This is a genomic window from Streptomyces sp. DG1A-41 (genome assembly GCF_037055355.1).
In the GTDB taxonomy this organism is placed as follows: Bacteria; Actinomycetota; Actinomycetes; order Streptomycetales; family Streptomycetaceae; genus Streptomyces.
This window is the reverse complement of the sequence record NZ_CP146350.1, coordinates 6,058,692-6,078,662: the sequence shown is the minus strand read 5'-3', so window position 1 is coordinate 6,078,662 and position 19,971 is coordinate 6,058,692. Positions and strand designations below refer to the sequence as shown.

The window sequence follows — 19,971 nt, the reverse complement described above, 5'->3', positions numbered from 1 at the left end:
ATAGGTCACTCGACGACATGGCGGCCCTCCTGCCGCGCGGTGCACGAGGCCCGGAACGCGCAGTGCGTGCAGTGCTGGCCGGCGGTCGGCGTGAACCGTTCGTCGAGGACCTTGCCGGCCGCGGTGGCCAGCAGGTCGCCGACCCACTCCCCCTCCAACGGCTCCTGGGCCTGCACCTTGGGCAGGGTCTCGCCGCCGTCGCGCTGGGCGGCGCCCTGGCGCAGATGGACGAGTTCGGCGCCGCCCGGCTCGGGTCGCACACCGTCGAAGAGGTCGTCGACGGCGCCCTCGCGGACGGCCAGTTGGTAGACGGCGAGCTGCGGGTGGCGCTCCACCTCCTTGCCGGTGGGCGCCTGTTTGCCGGTCTTGAAGTCGACCACGTAGGCACGGCCCTCGCCGTCCGCCTCGACGCGGTCCATCTGGCCGCGGACGCGCACCTGGTAGTCGCCGGCTTCGAGGGTGACGTCGAAGTCGTGCTCGCTGGCCACCGGCGTACGCCCGGTGCGGTCCATGACGTGCCACTTCAGGAACCGTTCGAGCGCCACGCGCGCGTTGTCCTTCTCCTGGTCCGACTTCCACGGCGCGTCGAAGGCGAGGGCGTTCCACACGGAGTCGAGGCGTTCCAGGAGGACGGAGAGGTCGGCCGGGGTGTGCCCGGAGGCGACCTCGTCGGCGAGGACGTGCACCACGTTGCCGAAGCCCTGGGCGGCGGTGGCGGGCGCGTCGGCCTTGACCTCGCGGCCCAGGAACCATTGCAGGGCGCAGGTGTTGGCGAGCTGGTCGAGGGCGCTGCCGGAGAGGACGACGGGCTGGTCGCGGTCGCGCAGCGGCACCTTGGACTCGGTCGGCTCGAACATGCCCCACCAGCGGTAGGGGTGGGCGGACGGCACCAAGGGGCGGCCGTCCTCGTCGGCGAGGACGGCGAGCCGGGCGAGGCGGCGGGCGGCGGCCTCCCTGAGTGCGTCGGAGACGCGTGGGTCGACGGTGGTGGCGCGCAGTTCGGCGACGAGTGCCGCGACGGACAGCGGGCGGCGCGGGCGTCCCGTGACGTCCTTGGGTTCGACGCCGAGTTCGGTCAGGAAGCGGGAGGGCTGGTCGCCGTCGTCCGCCGGGGCCTTGACCGCGGTCACGACGAGGCGTTCACGCGCGCGCGTGGCGGCCACGTAGAACAGGCGGCGCTCCTCGGCGAGCAGCGCGCCGGGGGTGAGGGGTTCGGCGAGTCCGTCGCGGCCGATGCGGTCGGCCTCCAGCAGGGAGCCGCGGCGTCGCAGGTCCGGCCACAGGCCTTCCTGGACGCCCGCGACGACCACGAGGCGCCATTCCAGGCCCTTGGAGCGGTGCGCGGTCATCAGGCGGACGGCGTCGGGGCGTACGGCACGGCGTGTGAGGGTGTCGGCGGCGATGTCCTCGGCTTCGATCTCCTCCAGGAAGTTGAGGGCGCCCCGGCCGCCGGTGCGCTCCTCGGCACGGGCCGCGGTCGCGAACAGCGCGCAGACGGCGTCCAGATCGCGGTCCGCGTTGCGCCCGGCCGCGCCGCCGCGGCGGGCGGCCCGCTCCAGCCGCGTGGGCCACGGCGTGCCCTCCCACAGGTCCCACAGGGCCTCTTCGGCCGTCCCGCCGCCGGCCAGCCGCTCACGGGCCTTGCGCAGCAGCGCGCCGAGGCGCTGGGCGCCGCGCGCGTACGTGGGGTCGTGCACGGCGAGACGCTCCGGCTCGGCGAGTGCCTGCGCGAGCAGCACGTCGGAGGGCGGCGGCAGCGGGTTGCCCACGGCCCGCTCCTCGTCGCGCAGGGCCCGGCCGAGGCGGCGCAGGTCGGCGGCGTCCATGCTCGCGAGCGGGGAAGTGAGGAGGGTGAGAGCGGTCTCGGTGTCGAGCCAGCAGGTGTCCGGCCGCGCGGCAGGGGCGTCCTCGGAGGAGGTGTCCCTCTCGGAGTCCTCAGGCTCGGCAGGTCCCGTCTCGGAAATCCCCGCCTCCGCCGTGGCCACCGCCCGCAGCGCCGTCAGCAGCGGTGCCACCGCCGGTTCGTGGCGCAGGGGCACGTCGTCGCCGTCGACGTCCACGGGCACGCCGGCCGCCGTGAGGGCGCGGCGGGCCGTCGGGATGGTGCGGGAGCCGGCGCGCACCAGGACGGCCATCTCGCTCCAGGGCACGCCGTCTTCGAGGTGGGCCCTGCGGAGGATGTCGGCGATGTTGTCCAGCTCCGTCCCGGGCGTCGGGTACGTGTACGCCTCGACGCGGCCGCCGTCCCGTACGGGGGCGAGCGCGCGGTGAGCGCGCACCTTCTCGGCGGGCAGGCGGGTCAGCGGCATGCGCTGGGTCAGCAGCCGGGTGGCGGCCAGCAGGGCGGCGCCTGAGCGGCGGGACGTGCGCAGCACCGCGACCGGGGCCGGGCGGCCGTCCGCGCGCGGGAAGGCGTGCGGGAAGTCGAGGATGCCGTTCACGTCCGCCCCGCGGAACGCGTAGATCGACTGGTCGGGGTCTCCGAATGCGACGAGGGTGCGGCCGCCGCCGGTCAGCGCCTGCAGCAGTCGTACCTGAGCGGGATCGGTGTCCTGGTACTCGTCGACGTAGACGGCGTCGTACCGGGCGGCGAGCCACGCGGCGACCTCGGGCCGACGGGCGAGGAGCACCGCGCGGTGGACGAGTTCCGCGTAGTCGATCACACCCTGGAGGTCGAGCACGTCGAGGTACTCGGCGAGGAAGGCGGCGGCGGCACGCCAGTCGGGGCGTCCCGTGCGGCGGGCGAAGGCGTCCAGGGCGTCGGGGCCGAGACCCAGTTCACGGGTGCGGGCGAGGACCGCGCGGACCTCGTCGGCGAAACCACGGGTGGTCAGGCAGGCGCGCAGTTCGTCCGGCCAGCGCACGTGCGCGAGGCCGAGCCGCTCCAAATCCACCTGGCCCGCGAGCAGCTCCCGGACCGAGACGTCCTGCTCGGGACCGGACAGCAGCCGCAGCGGCTCCACGAACAGGTCGCTGTCCTGGTGGGCACGGACCAGGGCGTAGCAGAACGAGTGAAAGGTAGTCGCCCGGGGAGCGTGGGCCGCGCCGCTCCGCAGGGCCATGCGATCACGCAGCTCCACGGCCGCCCTGCGGCTGAAGGTGAGCACCAGCACGCGCTCGGGGTCCCCGCCCCGGGCGATGCGCTCGGCCACGGACTCGACGAGCGTGGTGGTCTTGCCGGTCCCCGGACCTGCGAGAACGAGCAGCGGGCCCGTGGTGTGGTCAACCACGGAGCGCTGCGAGGCGTCCAAAAGAGGGGGGTCCACCCGGGCAGGAGGGGTACGTACGAGTCGGTAAGCGCCACGGCTCCCCCGCCGCACGCGGGGGTGCGACAGGCCGCTGGTGGAGGAAGAGGAGCTCACGTGGTTCGCCGGTCCTGGTGGAAGTGCTGGTTGGCGAGCCACCGCGCGTGGCGGGCGGTGACCGCGGGGTGACGGGGACGCGTTCAGCCGACGCTACGCCGACGGGTGGGGCGGAAGCAGGGCTTCCCCTTCTTCCCGCCGGTCACTCCGAGCGCTCATGGCACCCACGTCCCTCATCTCACGAACGTACGTCATGCCGACGGCGTGCCCCGATTCTCCCGTACGGATCACGGGTCACACGGGAGGGCGTCCGATGGCGGAAGCTGTCAGGTGTGACCCTCCGCGCGTTCGCCGCCGTCCCAGCGCGCCCGTCTCATGTCGAGGCGCGGCAGGTGGCCCTCGGCGGCCCGGCTCGCCTCCTTCAGGGGCGTGCCCTCCGCGCGGTAGTGGCCGAGCGCCCGCTGCTCGTGGCCCGGCAGCAGGACTCCGTCCGCGCGGACGACGCGCCACCACGGAACGGCTCCGCCGTAGAGAGCCATCACTCGGCCGACCTGCCGCGGACCGCCCTCCTCGAGCCACTCGGCAACGTCCCCGTATGTCATGACACGGCCCGGCGGGATCTCCTCGGCGGCGTCCAGGACCCGCTCGGCGTACGCGGGCAGCGCTTGCCCGGGCTCCTCACGGGGGCCGTCGTACTCCGCGTGGGCGTCCCGCGCGTCGGCGTCCTCCGGCAGACTCTCCTCACTCATCCGTCCCATCCTGCCCCACCCCACCGACAACGGGACGGGCGTGCTCCGGAGCGTTTGCCTCGCCCGGCAGGAGCGCGTAGGGCAGACTGTCCGCCCCCGCATGTGCACCCTGATGCCCCCGTGTGTCGGTGCGGCATGCCACCATCGTGCGGGCGGTGACCGGTGATACGAGACCAAGAAGAGACGATGAAGCAGCAGGGTGCGCACCCGGAGGACACGGAGGGCACCTCTGACGCTGCGTCGCGCCCGGGCACCGCGGACGAAGGCCCGAAGCGGGCCGGTGACCAGGCCGGGACGGCCGCCGAGGAGTCCGGCAGGAAGGCTCCGACGGCATCCCGGAAGCCCGGCAAGAAGGCCCCCACGGCCGTCGAGGAAGAGGACACCGTGCACATCGACGAGGTGGAGGGCGACGAACCGCTGCTCCCCGCGCGCGTGCACCGCCCGTCCGATCTGATGCGGTTCCTGGTGGGCGTGCTCGCCGTCGCGCTGCTGATCGGAATCGCCGCGTTCGCGCACGGCACCACCTCGGGCCTCGAACAGGACATCAACAAGGGCACGGGCCAGGCGCCCGACCTGCTCATCAAGATCGCGGGACTGGCCTCCAGCATCGCGATCCTGCTGGTGCCGGTCGCCTTCGCCATCGAGCGGCTGATCAAACGGGACGGGCTCAGAATCGCCGACGGCGTGCTCGCGGCCGTGCTCGCCCACGGTGTGACCCTCGCCACCGACCTGTGGGTCGCCCGCGCCGCCCCCGACTCGATCCAGGAGGCGCTCACCCAGCCCTCCCCCGGCGACATCCACGCGCTGACCGACCCCGTGCACGGCTATCTGGCGCCCGTCATCGCGTACATGACAGCCGTCGGCATGTCGCGCAGGCCCAGATGGCGCACCGTGCTGTGGGTCGTGCTGCTCCTCGACGCCTTCTCGATGCTCGTCACCGGGTACACGACACCGTTCTCGATCATCCTGACGGTGCTGATCGGCTGGACCGTGGCCTACGGCACGCTCTACGCGGTCGGCTCGCCCAACGTCCGGCCCACCGGGCAGACCCTGATGGCGGGCCTGCGGACCGTCGGCTTCCGGCCCGTCAGCGCGTCGCGCGAAGACATCCCGGACAGCAACCCGGACACCGGGGACCGCGGCCGCCGCTACTTCGTCACGCTCGAGGACGGCCCGCCGCTGGACGTGACGGTGGTCGACCGGGAGCAGCAGGCCCAGGGCTTCTTCTACCGCGCCTGGCGCAACCTGACCCTGCGCGGCTTCGCCACCCGCAGCAGCCTCCAGTCGCTGCGCCAGGCCCTGGAGCAGGAGGCGCTGCTGGCGTACGCGGCGATCGCGGCCGGCGCCAACGCGCCCAAGTTGATCGCCACCTCGGAACTGGGTCCCGACGCGGTGATGCTCGTCTACGAGCACAGCGGCGGCCGCACCCTGGACTCGCTGCCGGACGAGGAGATCACCGATGACCTGCTGAGCGACACCTGGCACCAGGTGAAGGCTCTTCAGTCCCGGCGCATCGCGCACCGCAGGCTGGTCGGCGACGCGATTCTGGTGGATCGTTCCGGCACGGTGATCCTCACCGACCTGCGCGTCGGCGAGATCGCGGCCGGCGACCTGCTGCTGCGCATGGACACGTCCCAGCTGCTGGTGACCCTCGGCCTCCGGGTGGGCGCCGAGCGGGCGGTCGCCTCGGCGGTGGAGGTGCTCGGCCCCGACGCGGTGGCGGACTGTCTGCCGATGCTCCAGCCCATCGCCCTCAGCCGCTCCACACGCGCGACGCTGCGCCGACTGGCCCGGGAGCGGGCACAGCGCGAGCGCGAGGCGGTCCTGGAGGCGTCCCGGCAGGCCAAGCAGGCGCGCCTGGAGGACGCCTCGGACGAGGCCGTTCCGGTCCTGGAGAAACCAGACAAGAAGGCCGTACGGGCGGAGCAGCGGGCCGAGAAGCGGGCCATCGACGAGGCCCTGGAGGAGGCGCGCGAGGAGGACCTGCTCACGCAGATCCGGCACGAGGTGCTGCGGATCAGGCCGCAGGCACCGGTCGAGCCGGCCCGGCTGGAGCGGGTGCGGCCGCGCACGCTGATCAGTTTCATGGCCGGCGCGATCGGCGCGTACTTCCTGCTGACGCAGCTCACGCACATCGAGTTCGGGCCGCTCATCGCGAACGCCGAATGGGGCTGGGTCGCCGCGGCCGTGCTGTTCTCGATGTTCAGCTACGTGGCGGCGGCTATGGCTCTGCTGGGGTTCGTGCCCGAGCGGGTGCCGTTCCTGCGGACCGTGGCGGCGCAGGTCGCCGGGTCGTTCGTGAAGATCGTCGCCCCGGCGGCAGTGGGCGGTGTCGCCCTCAACACGCGCTTCCTCCAGCGCGCGGGAGTGCGGCCGGGGCTCGCGGTTGCGAGCGTCGGAGCGTCGCAGTTGTTCGGGCTCGGCTGTCACATCCTGATGCTGCTGTCCTTCGGCTATCTGACCGGCACCGAGAAGACGCCGTCACTGTCGCCGTCCAGGACCGTCATCGCCGGTCTGCTGACGGTGGCGGTGCTCGTGCTCGTGGTGACCTCGGTGCCGTTCCTGCGGAAGTTCGTCGTCACGCGCGTGAGGTCGCTGTTCGCCGGTGTCGTGCCGCGCATGCTGGACGTGCTCCAGCGGCCGCAGAAGCTGGTCACCGGCATCGGCGGCATGCTGCTGCTGACCGCCTGCTTCGTGATGTGCCTGGACGCGTCGATCCGCGCGTTCGGCGACGAGTCCACGTCGATCAGCCTCGCCAGCGTCGCCGTCGTCTTCCTCGCGGGCAACGCCCTGGGGTCCGCGGCGCCGACCCCGGGCGGTGTGGGCGCGGTCGAGGCGACGCTGACGGTCGGTCTGATCGCCGTCGGCCTGCCGAAGGAAGTCGCGGCCCCGGCGGTCCTGCTGTTCCGCCTGCTGACGCTGTGGCTGCCCGTGCTGCCAGGCTGGCTGGCCTTCAACCACCTCACCCGCAAGCAGGCCCTCTGACCCGGCCGCCCCAGGCCCTTCAGCACCACCGGAGCACCACCAGCCCCCTTACCTCGTACGGCACGCGTCCCGCGCGTCCGGCCTCCCGCCGCCGCAGGATGGAACCATGCCCACGCTCCTCCGGCTGCGCGCCGCCGCCCTGACCGCCACCGCCGTGCTGCTGTCCTCCGTGCTGACCGGCTGCGGTGACGACGACGCCAAGGACGAGGACCTGACGAAGCAGGAGCTGAGCTGGGAGGACTGCCCGACCCCGTCCGATGCCCAGGGAGGAGGCACCGCGCCCTCACCGCTGCCGGACGGCGGCGAGTGGCAGTGCGCCACCATGAAGGCCCCCCTCGACTGGGACGACCCCAAGGGCGACACGATCGGCCTCGAACTGATCCGGGCCAGGAGCAGCGGCGACGAGAACGCACGCATCGGATCGCTCATCTTCAACTTCGGCGGCCCCGGCGGCTCGGGCGTCACCTCGCTGCCGGCCTTCGCGGAGGACTACGAGACCCTGCGCACCCGCTACGACCTGGTCAGCTTCGACCCCCGCGGAGTCGGCCGCAGCGCCCCCGTGATCTGCCAGAACGACCAGCAGCTCGACGCGTACTTCCAGCAGGACGCCACGCCCGACGACACCGCCGAGCGCACCGAACTCCTGGACAACACCAAGGAGTTCAACGACGCCTGCGAGAAGAACTCCGAGAAGATCCTGCCGCACGTGCGCACCACCGACGCGGCCCGCGACCTGGACCTGATGCGCCAGGTCCTGGGAGACGGGAAACTGCACTACTTCGGCATCTCCTACGGCACCGAACTCGGCGGCGTCTACGCCCACCTGTTCCCCGAGCGGGTCGGCCGCGCCGTGTTCGACGCCGTCGTCGATCCCACGCAGAACCCCGAACAGGGCTCGCTCGCGCAGACCAAGGGCTTCCAGCTCGCGCTGGACAACTTCGCCGAGGACTGCGTGTCGAAGACCGAGGAATGCCCCCTCGGCGCCAGCGCACAGGACGTGAAGGACCGTATCGCCAGGCTGCTGAAGGACCTCGACCGCACACCGATCCCGGGTGTCTTCCCGCGCGAGCTGACCCAGAGCGCGGCGGCCGGCGGCATCCTTCAGGCACTGTACTCGCAGGACTTCTGGGAGTACCTCACCGAGGGCCTGCAACAGGCGTACGACGGCGACGGCAGCATCCTGATGCTGCTGTCCGACTCGAAGAACGGGCGCAAGGAGAACGGCGAATACAGCAACATCGCCGCCGCCAACGCCGCCATCAACTGCGCGGACGACAAGCCCCGCTACGACACCGCCTTCGTCGAGCGGAAACTGCCCGAGTTCCGGGCGGCCTCCGACCTGTTCGGCGACTACCTGGCCTGGGGCATGATCAGCTGCACCGACTGGCCCGTGCCGGGTGCCGCCGACCACCCGGAGGTGAGCGCGCCGGGCTCGGCGCCGATCCTGGTCGTCGGCAACACCGGCGACCCGGCCACCCCGTACGAGGGCGCGCGGAAGATGGCGGAGGCGCTGGGCGCGGGGGTCGGGGTGGAGCTGACGTACCGGGGGCAGGGGCACGGCGCGTACGACAGCAAGAACAAGTGCGTGCAGGACGCGGTGAACGGCTATCTGCTGGACGGAAAGGTGCCCCGGGCGGGGACGATCTGTACCTGAGATCAACCCCGAGCTCGGCAAACACACAGGTCAGAAGGTTATCCACAGGCTGCGACGGCCGACGCGGGATCTGCCTACCATGGCCTGACCGCCATCCGCGGCACGATGCGGACGGCCTGCGAGGGGGATGGGCACATGACGCGTTTCGCACGGTGGACCGCTCTGACGGTCGCCTCGGCACTGCTCGCCGCGGGGTGCAGCGGCGGCTCGTCGGACGACGACGGGGGCGGGGTCTCCTGGGGCCGCTGCAAGGCCACAGCCGACGCCCCCGCGCCGAGCAGCGACTGGCAGTGCGCGACGCTGAAGGTGCCGCTGGACTGGTCGAAGCCGGACGGCGAGACGATCGCGCTGTCGCTGATCCGCGCCAAGGCCCGCGGTGACGACCGCGCCGGCTCGCTCCTGTTCAACTTCGGCGGCCCCGGCGCCTCGGGCGTGTCCATGATGCCGTCCCACGCCCCGACCGTCTCCCGGCTGCGTGAGCGGTACGACCTGGTGAGCTGGGACCCGCGCGGGGTCGGCGCCAGCGAAGGGGTGCGCTGCCGCGGCGACAAGGAGATCCAGGCAGCCGAGTCGGTGGACGTCACCCCGGACACACCCGCAGAGGAGAAGGCCTACTTCCAGGACGCCGCCGACTTCGGCAAGGGCTGCCGGAAGGACGCCGGGAAGCTGATGGCGCATGTGTCGACGACCGACTCGGCCCGCGACATGGACCGCATACGGGAGGTCCTCGGCGACGAGAAGATGCACTACTTCGGCATCTCCTACGGCACCGAACTGGGCGGCACGTATGCGCACCTGTTCCCGAAGAACGTGGGCCGGATGACCCTGGACGCGGTCGTCGACCCCGGCGCCGACGCGGTGGGACATGCCAAGAACCAGGCCAGGGGCTTCCAGCGCGCGCTGAACGGCTATCTGACGTCCACGGGCCAGGACCCGGAGGAGGGCTCGCGGAAGATCGCGGACCTGCTGCGCCGGATCGACGCCCGGCCCCTTCAGACGGCCACGCCCGGGCGGAAGCTGACACAGACGCTCGCGGTCACCGGCATCATCCTGCCGCTGTACAGCAAGGACAGCTGGCCGACGCTGACCAGCGCCCTCGACGCGGCCGAGCGGGGAGACGGCTCGGAGCTGCTGGCCCTCGCCGACCGCTACAACGAACGCGACCCGTCGGGACGCTACGGCACGACGACCCACGCGCAACGGGTCATATCGTGCCTGGACGACAGGCAGCGGCCGACCGCGGCGACCACCAGGAAGCTACTGCCGGAGTTCGAGAAGATCTCCCCGGTCTTCGGGACGTTCCTCGGCTGGGACACGGCCGGCTGGTGCCACGACTGGCCGGTGCCCGGACAGCACGACACCCCGGAGGTGAGAGCACCCGACGCGGCACCGGTCCTGGTGGTCGGCAACACCGGCGACCCGGCCACCCCGTACGAGGGTGCCCGGAGGATGGCCGACGAGCTGGGCAAGGGCGTCGGAGTGATGCTCACCTGGCGGGGCGAGGGACATGGCGCGTACGGCAGCGGCAGCGACTGTGTCGACTCCACGGTGGACGCGTATCTGCTGGACGGCACGGTGCCACAGGACGGCAAGGTCTGCTCATGACGACGGCGGGGGCTCCGGGCACCCGTGGTGCGCGAAGCCCCCGCCGCTCGGGAAGGGAAACCGGATACGGCCCGGTACGCCGGCCCGTCCGGTCAGTACACCGGCTTGTCCGGCTCGATCTGGTTGACCCAGCCGATCACGCCGCCGCCGACGTGGACCGCGTCCGAGAAGCCCGCGGACTTAAGGACCGCGAGGACTTCCGCACTGCGGACACCCGTCTTGCAGTGCAGGACGATCTTCTTGTCCTGCGGGAGGCTCTCCAGGGCGGTGCCCATGAGGAACTCGTTCTTCGGGATCAGTCGGGCGCCCGGGATGGAGACGATCTCGTACTCGTTCGGCTCGCGGACATCGATGATGTCGATGCTCTCGCCGTCGTCGATCCACTCCTTGAGCTGCTTGGGAGTGATCGTGGAGTCGGCCGCCGCCGCCTGGGCCTCCTCGGAGACGACGCCGCAGAAGGCCTCGTAGTCGATGAGTTCGGTGACGGTCGGGTTCTCGCCGCAGACCGCGCAGTCCGGGTCCTTGCGGACCTTGACCTGGCGGTACTGCATCTCCAGGGCGTCGTAGATCATCAGCCGGCCGACCAGCGGCTCACCGATGCCGGCGAGCAGCTTGATGGCCTCGTTGACCTGGATGGAGCCGATGGACGCGCACAGTACGCCCAGGACGCCGCCCTCGGCGCAGGAGGGGACCATGCCGGGGGGCGGGGGCTCCGGGTACAGGCAGCGGTAGCAGGGCCCGTGCTCGGACCAGAAGACGGAGGCCTGGCCGTCGAAGCGGTAGATCGAGCCCCACACGTACGGCTTGTTCAGCAGCACGCAGGCGTCGTTGACCAGGTAGCGGGTCGCGAAGTTGTCCGTGCCGTCGACGATCAGGTCGTACTGGCTGAAGATGTCCATCACGTTGTCGGCCTCGAGCCGCTCCTCGTGAAGGATCACGTTCACGTACGGGTTGATGCCCTTGACGCTGTCGCGGGCGGACTCGGCCTTGGAGCGGCCGATGTCGGACTGGCTGTGGATGATCTGGCGCTGCAGGTTCGACTCGTCGACCTCGTCGAACTCCACGATGCCGAGCGTGCCCACGCCCGCGGCGGCCAGGTACATCAGCGCCGGCGAGCCCAGGCCGCCGGCGCCCACACACAGCACCTTGGCGTTCTTCAGCCGCTTCTGCCCGTCCATCCCGACGTCGGGGATGATCAGGTGGCGGGAGTACCTGCGGACCTCGTCTACGGTGAGCTCGGAAGCCGGCTCGACCAGGGGTGGCAGCGACACGGGGACTCCGTTGGTCGGTCAATCACTACGGTTGTTCTCCCCGTAACAGTGCCATGCGCTTTTTCATTCCGAGACACCTGTTCCGATACGCGAGACGATTTCGTCCCAGTAGCCGGGCATGGTCTCCCAGGGGTCGGTGCGGCCGCCGTCGTCCGTCTGGTCCGTGAACCAGATCGTCCCGGCGCCCTGTCGGCGGGCGATGCGCAGTGCCTCCGCCAGGTGCGGGCGGGACACTCCGTGGACGAAGTGGCAGAAGCGCTCGGGCGGATGGTCGGCGGTCCACTCGGCCACCTGCGACCATCGGTAGTCGTTCCACGGGCCGGAGAAGGTGACGAGCTGGTCGGCGAGCCCGGTGTAGCCCGGGTGCGGGTGGATGCCGTGGCCGAGGATGATGTGGGCATCGTCACGAATCACGCGGAGCGTGGCGACCGTACGGCGCACCTCGGGCAGCCCGACGTGGTCCGCCGGGCAGCGCTCCAGGAGGAAGCCGTCGACCTGGTACCAGTCGACGAACCGGTGGGCATCCGAGATCAGCTCTCCGAAGTTCCGGGTGCCGTAGCGGGTGTCGAGGCGGCCGAGGACGCGGATGCCCGCGTTGCGCAGGCGGCCGGCCGCCTCCAGGCAGTGCGGGTCGGGCCGGGCGCCGGGACCGTCGGCCACGTTGAGGACCACCCAGTGCAGCGGGGTGCCGGGGCGGGTGAGTGCGCCCCACTCGGTGGGGGCGAGGAGGGGGTGCGCGTAGCCGGGGACTCCGACGCCGGGGCGGAGTTCCGTGCCGGAGGTGTGGGGCCGGCTGCTGGTCAGATGCGGCATGCGGCCTCCATCCAGATGTCGGCGAGGGACTCCTCCAGGCCGATCCGGGGGCGCCAGCCGAGCCGGTCGCGGGCTGTGCGCACATCGGCCTGCTGCCAGCTGCCGCAGCCGTCCGGGTACGGGTACGCGACCGAGGGCGCGTGGTCCGGGTCGGGGCGGGGGTGGCCGATGGCCGGGCGCAGGGCACCGGGAGGGCCGTCGAGTTCATGGAGGGCGCCGCCGTATCCGGCCACGCGGGCGAGGACCGCGGCGGCGTCGCGCAGGCGTACGGCGCGGCCGGAGCCGATGTTGATGACGCCCTGCGCGGCGGAGAGCGAGGCGGCGTGGACGGCGCGGGCCACGTCCCGGACGTCGACGAAGTCGCGCTGCGCGCCGAGGCCGCCGAGTTTCAGCTCGCCGTCGCCGGACTGCATGGCGCGGCGCATGGCCTCGGCGAGCCAGGCCCAGTGGTGAGCCGGCGGGGGTGCCGGGCCCGGCCGGTGAGAAGACGCGCAGGACGACGGCGTCCAGGCCGGAGCCGAGGACCAGTTCGGTGGCGGCCAGTTTGCTGACGCCGTACGGCCCGCCGGGCCGGGGGACGGCGTCCTCCGCCGTGGAGGAGCCGGGCTGGCTGGGGCCGTACTCGGCGCTGCACCCGATCTGCACCAGACGGGCCCCGCAGCCGCTGCGGCGCAGGGCCTCGCAGACGGTGGCCACGGCGACGGTGTTGTGGCGGGTGAGCTCGCGGGCACCGCCCCTGGTGGCGCCGGCGCAGTTGACGACGACGCCCGGGTGGACCGCGTCGAGGAAGCGGGTGAGGGCGCCGGGGCTGCCGGACGCGAGGTCGAAGCGGACGTCGGCGTCGTCGCCGCGGCCGAGGGCGGTGAGTTGCACGGCCGGGTCGGCGAGCAGGCGGTCGGCGACGAAGCGCCCGATGTAGCCGTTGGCTCCGATCAGCAGGACTCTCATCGCGCGGCTCCCGGGGCGGCCGGGGCTGCTGGGCGGGTGGTCATGCGGGTTCTCCTTGAGGCGGAAAGGGAGGTGGGGAAGGAAGGGATGTGAGGAGTGCTGCCGCTGGCGACGGGGCCGGTGGCAGCTGCGCTCACGGGGAGGGCTCCGGTGGTGCGTGGGCCGAGGCCCTGGTCAGCTTGCGGGTCGCGTGGACCAGGAGGGCGAGGGCCGCCGCACCACAGGCGAGGGCGGGGACGCTGCCGGCGCCCCATGTGGTGACGAGGCTTTCGACGGGGATGGCCAGGAAGCCGCAGGCGGGGAGGCGGGAGGTGAAGACCGCGGCGAGGGCGGCGGCCTGGATCGTGGCCGTGGCGGTGAGGACCACGGCCGGGGCGTAGGCGAAACCGTGCGTGGTGAGGAGGCGGGCCAGGAAGAGGAGGGCACCCAGGGTGAGGGCCTCCGCGTGGGCCGCGGGCTCGTCGAGGACTGCGGCGCAGAGCGTGAGCAGGGCCGCCAGGGCGCCCAGGAACAGGGCGAACCCGCCCAGCAGGAGCGGTCGTACGGCGGCGGCGAAGTCCTCCAGGCCGTGGCTGGCCGCGAGTTTGCGGCGGGCGCGCACGGTGAAGAGGTGGGCGGTCCAGGCGGCGGGCGCGCAGGCCAGGGCGAGGGCCAGGACGGGGGCGGTGGTGAGGGGCCAGGGGCCGTCGGCCGTGCCGGTGGGCAGGCCGTCGGGGCCTCCGGCGACGGCGCTGTCGAGCAGACCGTTGCCCAGGACGGCGTAGGCGACGAGCCATGTGGTCCAGGTCCTGGCCCGGCCGGGGGCTGTACGGTCGGGTCTGCTCAGGGGGCCTCGGCGCAGAGCAGCGCGGAGGGCCAGGACCACGGCGAGGGTGCCGGCCGCCGCCGCGAACAGGCGCGACTGGCCGTGGGTGAGGTGCACGGCGGCCACGGCGGCGGCGCACAGCGTGCCCGGCAGGAGCGTCAGCAGGGCCCAGTCGGCGCGTGCCCGTGGAGCGGCGAGCGCCGAGAGCGGGGGTGCGTCCCCGTCCCGGGAGACCCGCGCGTACATCTCCTCCGCGAGGGAGAAGACGTCCCGGTGGCGGAAGCGGGCGGCGGTCCGGTCGGTGATGCCGTGCGCCTCCAGGCCCGCCGCGATCTCCAGGGGGTCCACCGCGCGTTCGCAGAGCTCCCGGTGACGGTGCATCAGCGCCTTCACGGGGTCGGCGGCACCGCGACGCGGGGCGGACGGCTTGCGGTCGGCGGCCGCCTCCGGGGCGGGCTCAGACGTGGCCGCGGGGCTCAGCGCCTGCTCCGAGCGGGCGTCCCACGCCTTCGGGCTCGTCGGGGTCTCCGGGCGGTCCAGTTCACCCAAGCCGGTCATCGTGCTCCCTCCGGGGCGGGGACGGGAGTGGTCGCGCGCACGGGTCTGTTCGTCGCCCAGCCGGAGCGGTCGTGGGCGACGAGGCCGGGCGACGGGGCGGCCCAGCGGATCGGGACGTGGTCCTCGGCGGGGACCGCGAAGGGCAGCGGTGCCCCCGTTTCATCGAGGATCACACGGCGCATCGGCGTGCGCGCGACGATCTCCAGGTAAATGCCGTGAAATGCCTCGACGTTCTGCTCGACCGTGAACAGTTCGAGGGCACGGGCGCGGGCGGCGGCACCCAGGCGCGCACGGCGCTCGGGGTCGCGCAGCAGCGCCACGCACGCCTCGGCGAACGCCCGCGGGTTGCGCGGCGGCACGACGAGCCCGGTTCCGCCGATGACCTCCACGACCGCGCCGACGTCCGTCGACACCGTCACGCGTCCGCAGAGCATGGCCTCGACGAGGCTGATCGGGAAGCCCTCGACGACGCTGGAGAGGACGGTCACGGCGCCCGAGGCGTAGGCGTCGGCGAGGGCCGGGAGTTCGGGCCCGCCGATCTCCTCGAAGGACACCGGGTTGTCGCCGTCGGCGTGCGGGCCGTCGGCCTCGTCGGGGAAGAGCTGGGCGGCCAGGGTCCGGCAGTGGCCGAGATAGGCCGTGCCCTCGGCACCGGCGGGGGCGCCGACGATGCGCAGGCGCGTCTTCGGCTGCCGCTTGCGGATCTCCGCGAAGGCGTGCAGCAGCGAGACCAGGTCCTTGGCCGGTTCGACGCGTCCGACCCACACGAGCGTGTCCGGGTCGGCGCACTCGGGGGACTCGCCGACCTCGGCGAAGGGCCGGGCGTCCATGCCGGGGTAGACCGTGCGGAGCTTCTCGCGGTCGGCGCCGCAGCGCTCCTGCCACCGGCGGGCGTGCGTGTTGCCGGCCGTGACGACCTCGGCCCGTGCGTAGGCCTCGGCCGCGAGTCTGCCGTGGAAGGCCGCCAGTAGGAACCGTACGGCGGGCGGGGCGCCGGGGGCGGTGAGGTAGTGGGTGCGCAGGCGCACGCCGTACTCGGTGACCAGCAGGGGCACGCCGGTGAAGTGACGGGCCAGCAGGCCCGGCAGGGCGGCCGGGCCGCCGGACGCGGCGTGGCAGAGGTCGACCGCACCGAGTCCGTCGTCCTCGTACCAGTCGAGGGAGAGGGGGCGCAGGGCGCGTTCCAGGTGTGCGGCCACGGCGAGCAGATCAGGGACGCGCGCCTCGCGCGCCGCGCGGTGGGCGCCGGGCGCACGACAGGCGCGTTCCAGTGTGCGTACGGCGGTCTCGGAGCGGAGAGCTCCCACCAGGCCGCCCTCCTCGCGGGCGAGTTCGGCGAGCCGGTACAGAGCGTTGGCGAAACGGTCCGCCTCGGGGGTCGACACGCCCGCGGAAAGCCCCTGGGCAGCGGCGGGCGCACCCTCGGAAGAACCCTTGGCGGCGGCCGGCGCGCTCCCGGGCGCCCCGCTCAGCACGGCTGCCAGTTCGCCGAAGCACTCGGTGAAGCGCCGGCGCGCACGGCGGCCGAGGACCACTTCGTCGTCCTCGGCCATCCACAACGGCGCGGTGCGCACCCTGCGGACGTTCGGCGGCAGCGGGATCCAGCCCTCGTCCTCCTGGTGTTCGCTGCGGCTGAGCGCGTAGACGTCGAACTCGTGCCGGCCGAGCCCGCGCACCAGCCGGTCGCACCAGAGCCTGGCGTCACCGCTCACGTACGGATAGCCACCCTCCGTAAGCAGTCCGATGCGCACGAGTGCACCCCCGATCTCCCGTATGGGGAGCCACCGTTGCCCGGCGGCTCGCAGCGGGACGAACGTATGCGGACAAGGCGGTGGCGCGACGGACGGTTGTCCGTCGCGCCACCAAAAGGGGTGAACGGTCGTAACTTTCGCGCGCGGATCGCGTTCTGTCGCGCTAGGAGATCAACCGGACACGGATCGTCATGCCGCGACGGACTCCCGTCGCTCCGTCCGGCGTCGCGCGGCGGCCTTCGGGTCGAGCGCCGGTACGGCGGCCCAAAACTGCCTGATGCAGGGGGCCTCGTCGACGGGCCCTTCCTCGACGGTCCCGCCCTGCCGCATCACCGCGACCCGGTCTCTGACCTGGCGTACGACGGCCAGGTCGCGCGCGACGAAGACCAGCGCGAGACCGAGTTCGCGTCGCAGTTCCCCGAGCAGGGCGGCCACCTGCCCCTGGGTGGTGACGTCGAGGGCCGACACCGGCTCGTCGCAGACGATGACGCGCGGCTCGGCCGCGAGCGCCCGGGCGATACCGACGCGTTGGCGCTGCCCGCCGCTGAACTCGTGGGGATAGCGGTCGTAGTGGACTCCTTCGCGACCCACGCGCTCCCGGATGCGCCCCTCGTCTCGCTCACCCCGCGCACGCAGCGGGTCGGCGATGGACTCGCCCACGCTGCGGCGGGGGTTGAGGGAGGACGCGTTGCGTGGGCCGAGCCCGGGTGTCAACTTCCGGGGTACGGCCAGGGATTGGCCCGGCACCGGATGCCGTCGTGGTCGAGGAACTTGGTCTGCTGCTGCATGACCGGGGCGAGGCTGCCGTCCTTGTCGCAGGTGACGTGGCCGTAGCCGAGGCGGTGGCCGACCTCGTGGTTGATCAGCATCTGCCGGTAGGCGTGGATCTTGTCGCCGTACGTCTCCGAGCCCTGCGCCCACCGGTAGGCGTTGATCATCACACGCTCGGTGGCGGCCGAGTCGCAGGAGACGTTGTCCACGGTGGTGTCCAGACCGGACTTGGCGCACCAGTCGGCGGTCGTGCCGGGGCTGGCGAGCGTGATCACGAAGTCGGCCTTGCCGGAGTAGATCCGCTCGAAGGTGCGCGCGCCGTTGTGGGCCCAGCTGCGCTGGTCGTTGAGCGTCTTCTGCACGGCCTCGGCGAACAGTTCGGCGTCGAGCCCGAGCCCCTGCTCGACGTCCACGCGATACGTGAACTTCTGCCCCGCGCCTGGCGCCTCGGCGATCCCGGCCACGGCATCGAACTTCCCCGAGCCCTTGAACGTGGCGCCGAGCGGGTACGTCCTGCCCATCTTCTCGCCGTACGTCAGCGCCTTGGCGCCGGGGTTCGGTGCGGACCCCCGTCCGTCCGCGCGGGACGCGGAGTCCCGGATGTCGCGCGCCTGGTCGGTGGCGGACTGCGACTGCACGTCGGCGCCGCCGGGTTCGTCGGTGACCTGACCGGCGACGATCACGGCCAGGACGGTGGTGACGGCGGCGGCCGCGATGCCGGTGAACGTACGGCCCTTGGCGCCCTTGACCGGCGCGGGCGTGCCGGTGGGCGCCGCGTCGTCATCGTCGTCGTCGGAGCGGATGCCGGCCGGGAGCCGGCACTCCGGTCCGTGACGGAGGCGTCGGCGTCCGCCGCGTGCGCGGAGGCGGGCGTACGGGGTGCGAAGACGTCGTCCTCCTCGTCGAAGGCGTCGAGATAGTCCTGCCGCGGCCCGGGCACGGAGGCCCGCCGCTGCCGCGGTATGGGAGCACCGCCGCCGCTCCTCAACTCACCCCAGCCGCCCCCGGCTTCCCACTGCTCGGGATGGCCTCCCCGGGCTTGGGGGAAACCGTGCGCGGGAGTCCCGTCCAGCAGCCGCGGAACGCCGTCCGCGGCAAAGCGAGGAACACTCTGCGCGGGAGTCCCGTCCGGCAGCCGCGGCACCCCGCGCGCCGGCGCTCCGTCAGGAAAGCGGGGCAGCCCCCGCGCCGGGGCGCCGTCGGGCAGGCGCGGAGCGCCGTGCACGGGCGTGCCGTCCGGCAGCCAGCCGTCCGGAAGGCGCGGCATCCCCTGCGCGGGCGTCCCGTCCACCGGCGCGGGCCGAGGCCCCGGCGTCCGGCGAGGGCCCGCGCCCGGCGGCGGCCAGCCGCCCTGAGACGCACCGCGGGGCGAGGCCATCCGGCCTCCCCGGCCCGTATCCGGCGCCTGGCCCTGCACCGGTTGCTGTCCCGGCCCGGCCCGGCCGTCCTGTACTGCGGTTGTGTCCGCGGTGTCGCCCTTGGCGACCGGCCCACGGCGGCTGTGGCGTCCCACGTCGCGCCTCAGCCCCCCATGCTCTCGTCGGTGCCCGCTTGGTCGACGGCCTGGTCCGCGCGAGCCCGTCTCGCTCGCCGCTCGCCCAACTCCCCCGCGTCTTCGAGGAATTCACGAAACGCCATGGCCACCGTCTCCGGGTACTCCATCATGGCCACGTGTCCCGCGTCCGGCAACGTCACCAGCCGCGAGTCGCGGAACGCCCGGGCCGCCTTCTGGGCCATCCGGAAGCCGACGAGCTGGTCACGGCCACCGTAGACGAGGAGGGTCGGCGCGAGAACCCGCTCGGCCTGGCGCCACAGCCCCTGCTGGCCACCGAGCGCGTACGCGTTGACGATCCCGCGCGCGGAACGCGTCATCGCGTCCCAGAAGTATGGCAGCCGCAGCCGCCGCTCCATCTCGTGCACCGCGTTGCTGAATCCTTCCGGCGTCACGCGCCCCGGATCCCCGTAACACAGCGCCATCACGCCGCGGACGCGCTGCTCGGCCGTCCACTCCCGGGTCAGCCGGGTGAAGAGGGGGGCGACGCCCGGCACCGCCAGCAGCGCTGTGGGCACGGCGGTGCGCTGCACTCGAATTTCGGGCAAAGCAGGCGACACGAGCGTGAGCGTACGGACCAGATCGGGCCGTGCCGCGGCGACACGGGTGGTGATGGCGCCACCGAGCGAGTTCCCGAACAGGTGCACGGGGCCGCGGCCGGTGGCGTCGAGGTACCGGATGACCGCGCGCGCGTGCCCCGCGACGGAGTAGTTGCCGTCGTCCGGCGGCGGGGAGTCGCCGAAGCCCGGCAGGTCGAGGGCCTCGCTCTCGACGACGTCGTCCAGCAGCGACATCAGCGCCGACCAGTTCTGCGAGGAGCCCCCGAGTCCGTGCACGTACAGCGCGGGAGCCAGCCCCTGGCGCGCGGGGCACCTCGACCGCACCGTGAGCGTGTACCCGGGCAGCTCGACCGAATGGAGCCGCTCGCCCTCGGCGACCCGGACGGTCCCCACCTTCGGCAGCACATTGGCGGGCGGCACGAACGGCAGCTCGGTCGAAGACATGCGGCAATGTTACGAGACGATCACGTAGTGGCTCATGTGTTCGCCGTCACAAGAATCGGCCGTGTGAGGCGGGCACATGAGGCAGACGCAGGGAAGGTGCCAAGGAAGGAAAGACACCCGGGAAGGGGGAGGCGCCTGGGAAAGGCAGGGCAGACGAGAAGCAGTCAACGGGATGCGCATCGCGTCACGTCCCGGACGCGGAT

Annotated in this window: 12 protein-coding genes and 2 pseudogenes; 4 read left to right on the top strand and 10 right to left on the bottom strand. The window is 72.6% G+C overall.

Going from position 1 to position 19,971, the window contains the following annotated elements:
- Positions 1-5 precede the first annotated feature (5 nt).
- A complete protein-coding gene (locus tag V8690_RS28420) occupies positions 6-3,362 on the bottom strand; it encodes an ATP-dependent DNA helicase (protein WP_338782922.1) in 3,357 nt (1,118 codons plus the stop codon).
- 266 nt (positions 3,363-3,628) lie between these two features.
- Positions 3,629-4,051, bottom strand: coding sequence for an MGMT family protein (locus V8690_RS28415; protein WP_338782921.1), 423 nt, complete (start codon positions 4,049-4,051; stop codon positions 3,629-3,631).
- A gap of 186 nt (positions 4,052-4,237) precedes the next feature.
- On the opposite strand from V8690_RS28415, the gene V8690_RS28410 reads away from it, so the two are divergent.
- The 3 genes from V8690_RS28410 (at position 4,238) to V8690_RS28400 (ending at position 10,295) form a co-directional block, all read left to right on the top strand.
- Complete coding sequence (locus tag V8690_RS28410) at positions 4,238-7,036, top strand: lysylphosphatidylglycerol synthase domain-containing protein (protein ID WP_338782919.1); 2,799 nt, start codon at positions 4,238-4,240, stop codon at positions 7,034-7,036.
- A 106-nt stretch (positions 7,037-7,142) separates the two neighbouring features.
- A complete protein-coding gene (locus tag V8690_RS28405; protein ID WP_338782918.1) occupies positions 7,143-8,690 on the top strand; it encodes an alpha/beta fold hydrolase in 1,548 nt (515 codons plus the stop codon).
- 135 nt (positions 8,691-8,825) lie between these two features.
- The gene (locus V8690_RS28400) at positions 8,826-10,295 is read left to right on the top strand and encodes an alpha/beta hydrolase (RefSeq protein WP_338782917.1); all 1,470 of its coding nucleotides are present in this window, start codon (positions 8,826-8,828) and stop codon (positions 10,293-10,295) included.
- A gap of 92 nt (positions 10,296-10,387) precedes the next feature.
- Here V8690_RS28400 and moeZ read toward each other — a convergent pair whose 3' ends face one another.
- The 3 genes and pseudogenes from moeZ to V8690_RS28385 form a co-directional block, all read right to left on the bottom strand.
- A complete protein-coding gene (moeZ, locus tag V8690_RS28395; protein WP_338782915.1) occupies positions 10,388-11,566 on the bottom strand; it encodes an adenylyltransferase/sulfurtransferase MoeZ in 1,179 nt (392 codons plus the stop codon).
- Between the two features lie 63 nt (positions 11,567-11,629).
- Positions 11,630-12,379, bottom strand: coding sequence for a spherulation-specific family 4 protein (locus tag V8690_RS28390; protein ID WP_338782913.1), 750 nt, complete (start codon positions 12,377-12,379; stop codon positions 11,630-11,632).
- A pseudogene (locus V8690_RS28385) lies at positions 12,367-13,270 on the bottom strand (NAD-dependent epimerase/dehydratase family protein). Before V8690_RS28385 ends, V8690_RS28390 begins: the two are co-directional and overlap by 13 nt.
- On the opposite strand from V8690_RS28385, the gene V8690_RS28380 reads away from it, so the two are divergent.
- A complete protein-coding gene (locus V8690_RS28380; RefSeq protein WP_338785680.1) occupies positions 13,151-13,420 on the top strand; it encodes a hypothetical protein in 270 nt (89 codons plus the stop codon). The pseudogene V8690_RS28385 and the gene V8690_RS28380 sit on opposite strands and share 120 nt — an antisense overlap.
- Before the next feature lie 40 nt (positions 13,421-13,460).
- Here V8690_RS28380 and V8690_RS28375 read toward each other — a convergent pair whose 3' ends face one another.
- The 5 genes and pseudogenes from V8690_RS28375 to V8690_RS28355 all read right to left on the bottom strand — a co-directional run bounded on the left by V8690_RS28375 (position 13,461) and on the right by V8690_RS28355 (position 19,768).
- Entirely contained in the window at positions 13,461-14,690 is a 1,230-nt protein-coding gene (locus V8690_RS28375) for a hypothetical protein (RefSeq protein WP_338782911.1), read from the bottom strand.
- The gene (locus V8690_RS28370) at positions 14,687-16,441 is read right to left on the bottom strand and encodes a DUF3492 domain-containing protein (RefSeq protein ID WP_338782909.1); all 1,755 of its coding nucleotides are present in this window, start codon (positions 16,439-16,441) and stop codon (positions 14,687-14,689) included. Before V8690_RS28370 ends, V8690_RS28375 begins: the two co-directional genes overlap by 4 nt.
- Positions 16,442-16,630: 189 nt before the next feature.
- A pseudogene (locus tag V8690_RS28365) lies at positions 16,631-17,125 on the bottom strand (ATP-binding cassette domain-containing protein); the annotation flags it as partial.
- Between the two features lie 26 nt (positions 17,126-17,151).
- The gene (locus V8690_RS28360) at positions 17,152-17,895 is read right to left on the bottom strand and encodes a DUF3152 domain-containing protein (protein ID WP_338782907.1); all 744 of its coding nucleotides are present in this window, start codon (positions 17,893-17,895) and stop codon (positions 17,152-17,154) included.
- Between the two features lie 838 nt (positions 17,896-18,733).
- Positions 18,734-19,768 carry an alpha/beta hydrolase gene (locus V8690_RS28355; RefSeq protein WP_338782906.1) on the bottom strand — a complete coding sequence of 345 codons (1,035 nt, stop codon included), beginning with the start codon at positions 19,766-19,768 and terminating at the stop codon, positions 18,734-18,736.
- Positions 19,769-19,971 lie beyond the last annotated feature (203 nt).

What these genes read in the sequence shown, in the direction of transcription:
- V8690_RS28415 (WP_338782921.1), bottom strand. Translation starts at nt 4,051, where the DNA reads ATGAGTGAGGAGAGTCTGCCGGAGGACGCCGACGCGCGGGACGCCCAC.
- V8690_RS28410 (WP_338782919.1), top strand. Translation starts at nt 4,238, where the DNA reads ATGAAGCAGCAGGGTGCGCACCCGGAGGACACGGAGGGCACCTCTGAC.
- V8690_RS28405 (WP_338782918.1), top strand. Translation starts at nt 7,143, where the DNA reads ATGCCCACGCTCCTCCGGCTGCGCGCCGCCGCCCTGACCGCCACCGCC.
- V8690_RS28400 (WP_338782917.1), top strand. Translation starts at nt 8,826, where the DNA reads ATGACGCGTTTCGCACGGTGGACCGCTCTGACGGTCGCCTCGGCACTG.
- V8690_RS28390 (WP_338782913.1), bottom strand. Translation starts at nt 12,379, where the DNA reads ATGCCGCATCTGACCAGCAGCCGGCCCCACACCTCCGGCACGGAACTC.
- V8690_RS28375 (WP_338782911.1), bottom strand. Translation starts at nt 14,690, where the DNA reads ATGACCGGCTTGGGTGAACTGGACCGCCCGGAGACCCCGACGAGCCCG.
- V8690_RS28355 (WP_338782906.1), bottom strand. Translation starts at nt 19,768, where the DNA reads ATGTCTTCGACCGAGCTGCCGTTCGTGCCGCCCGCCAATGTGCTGCCG.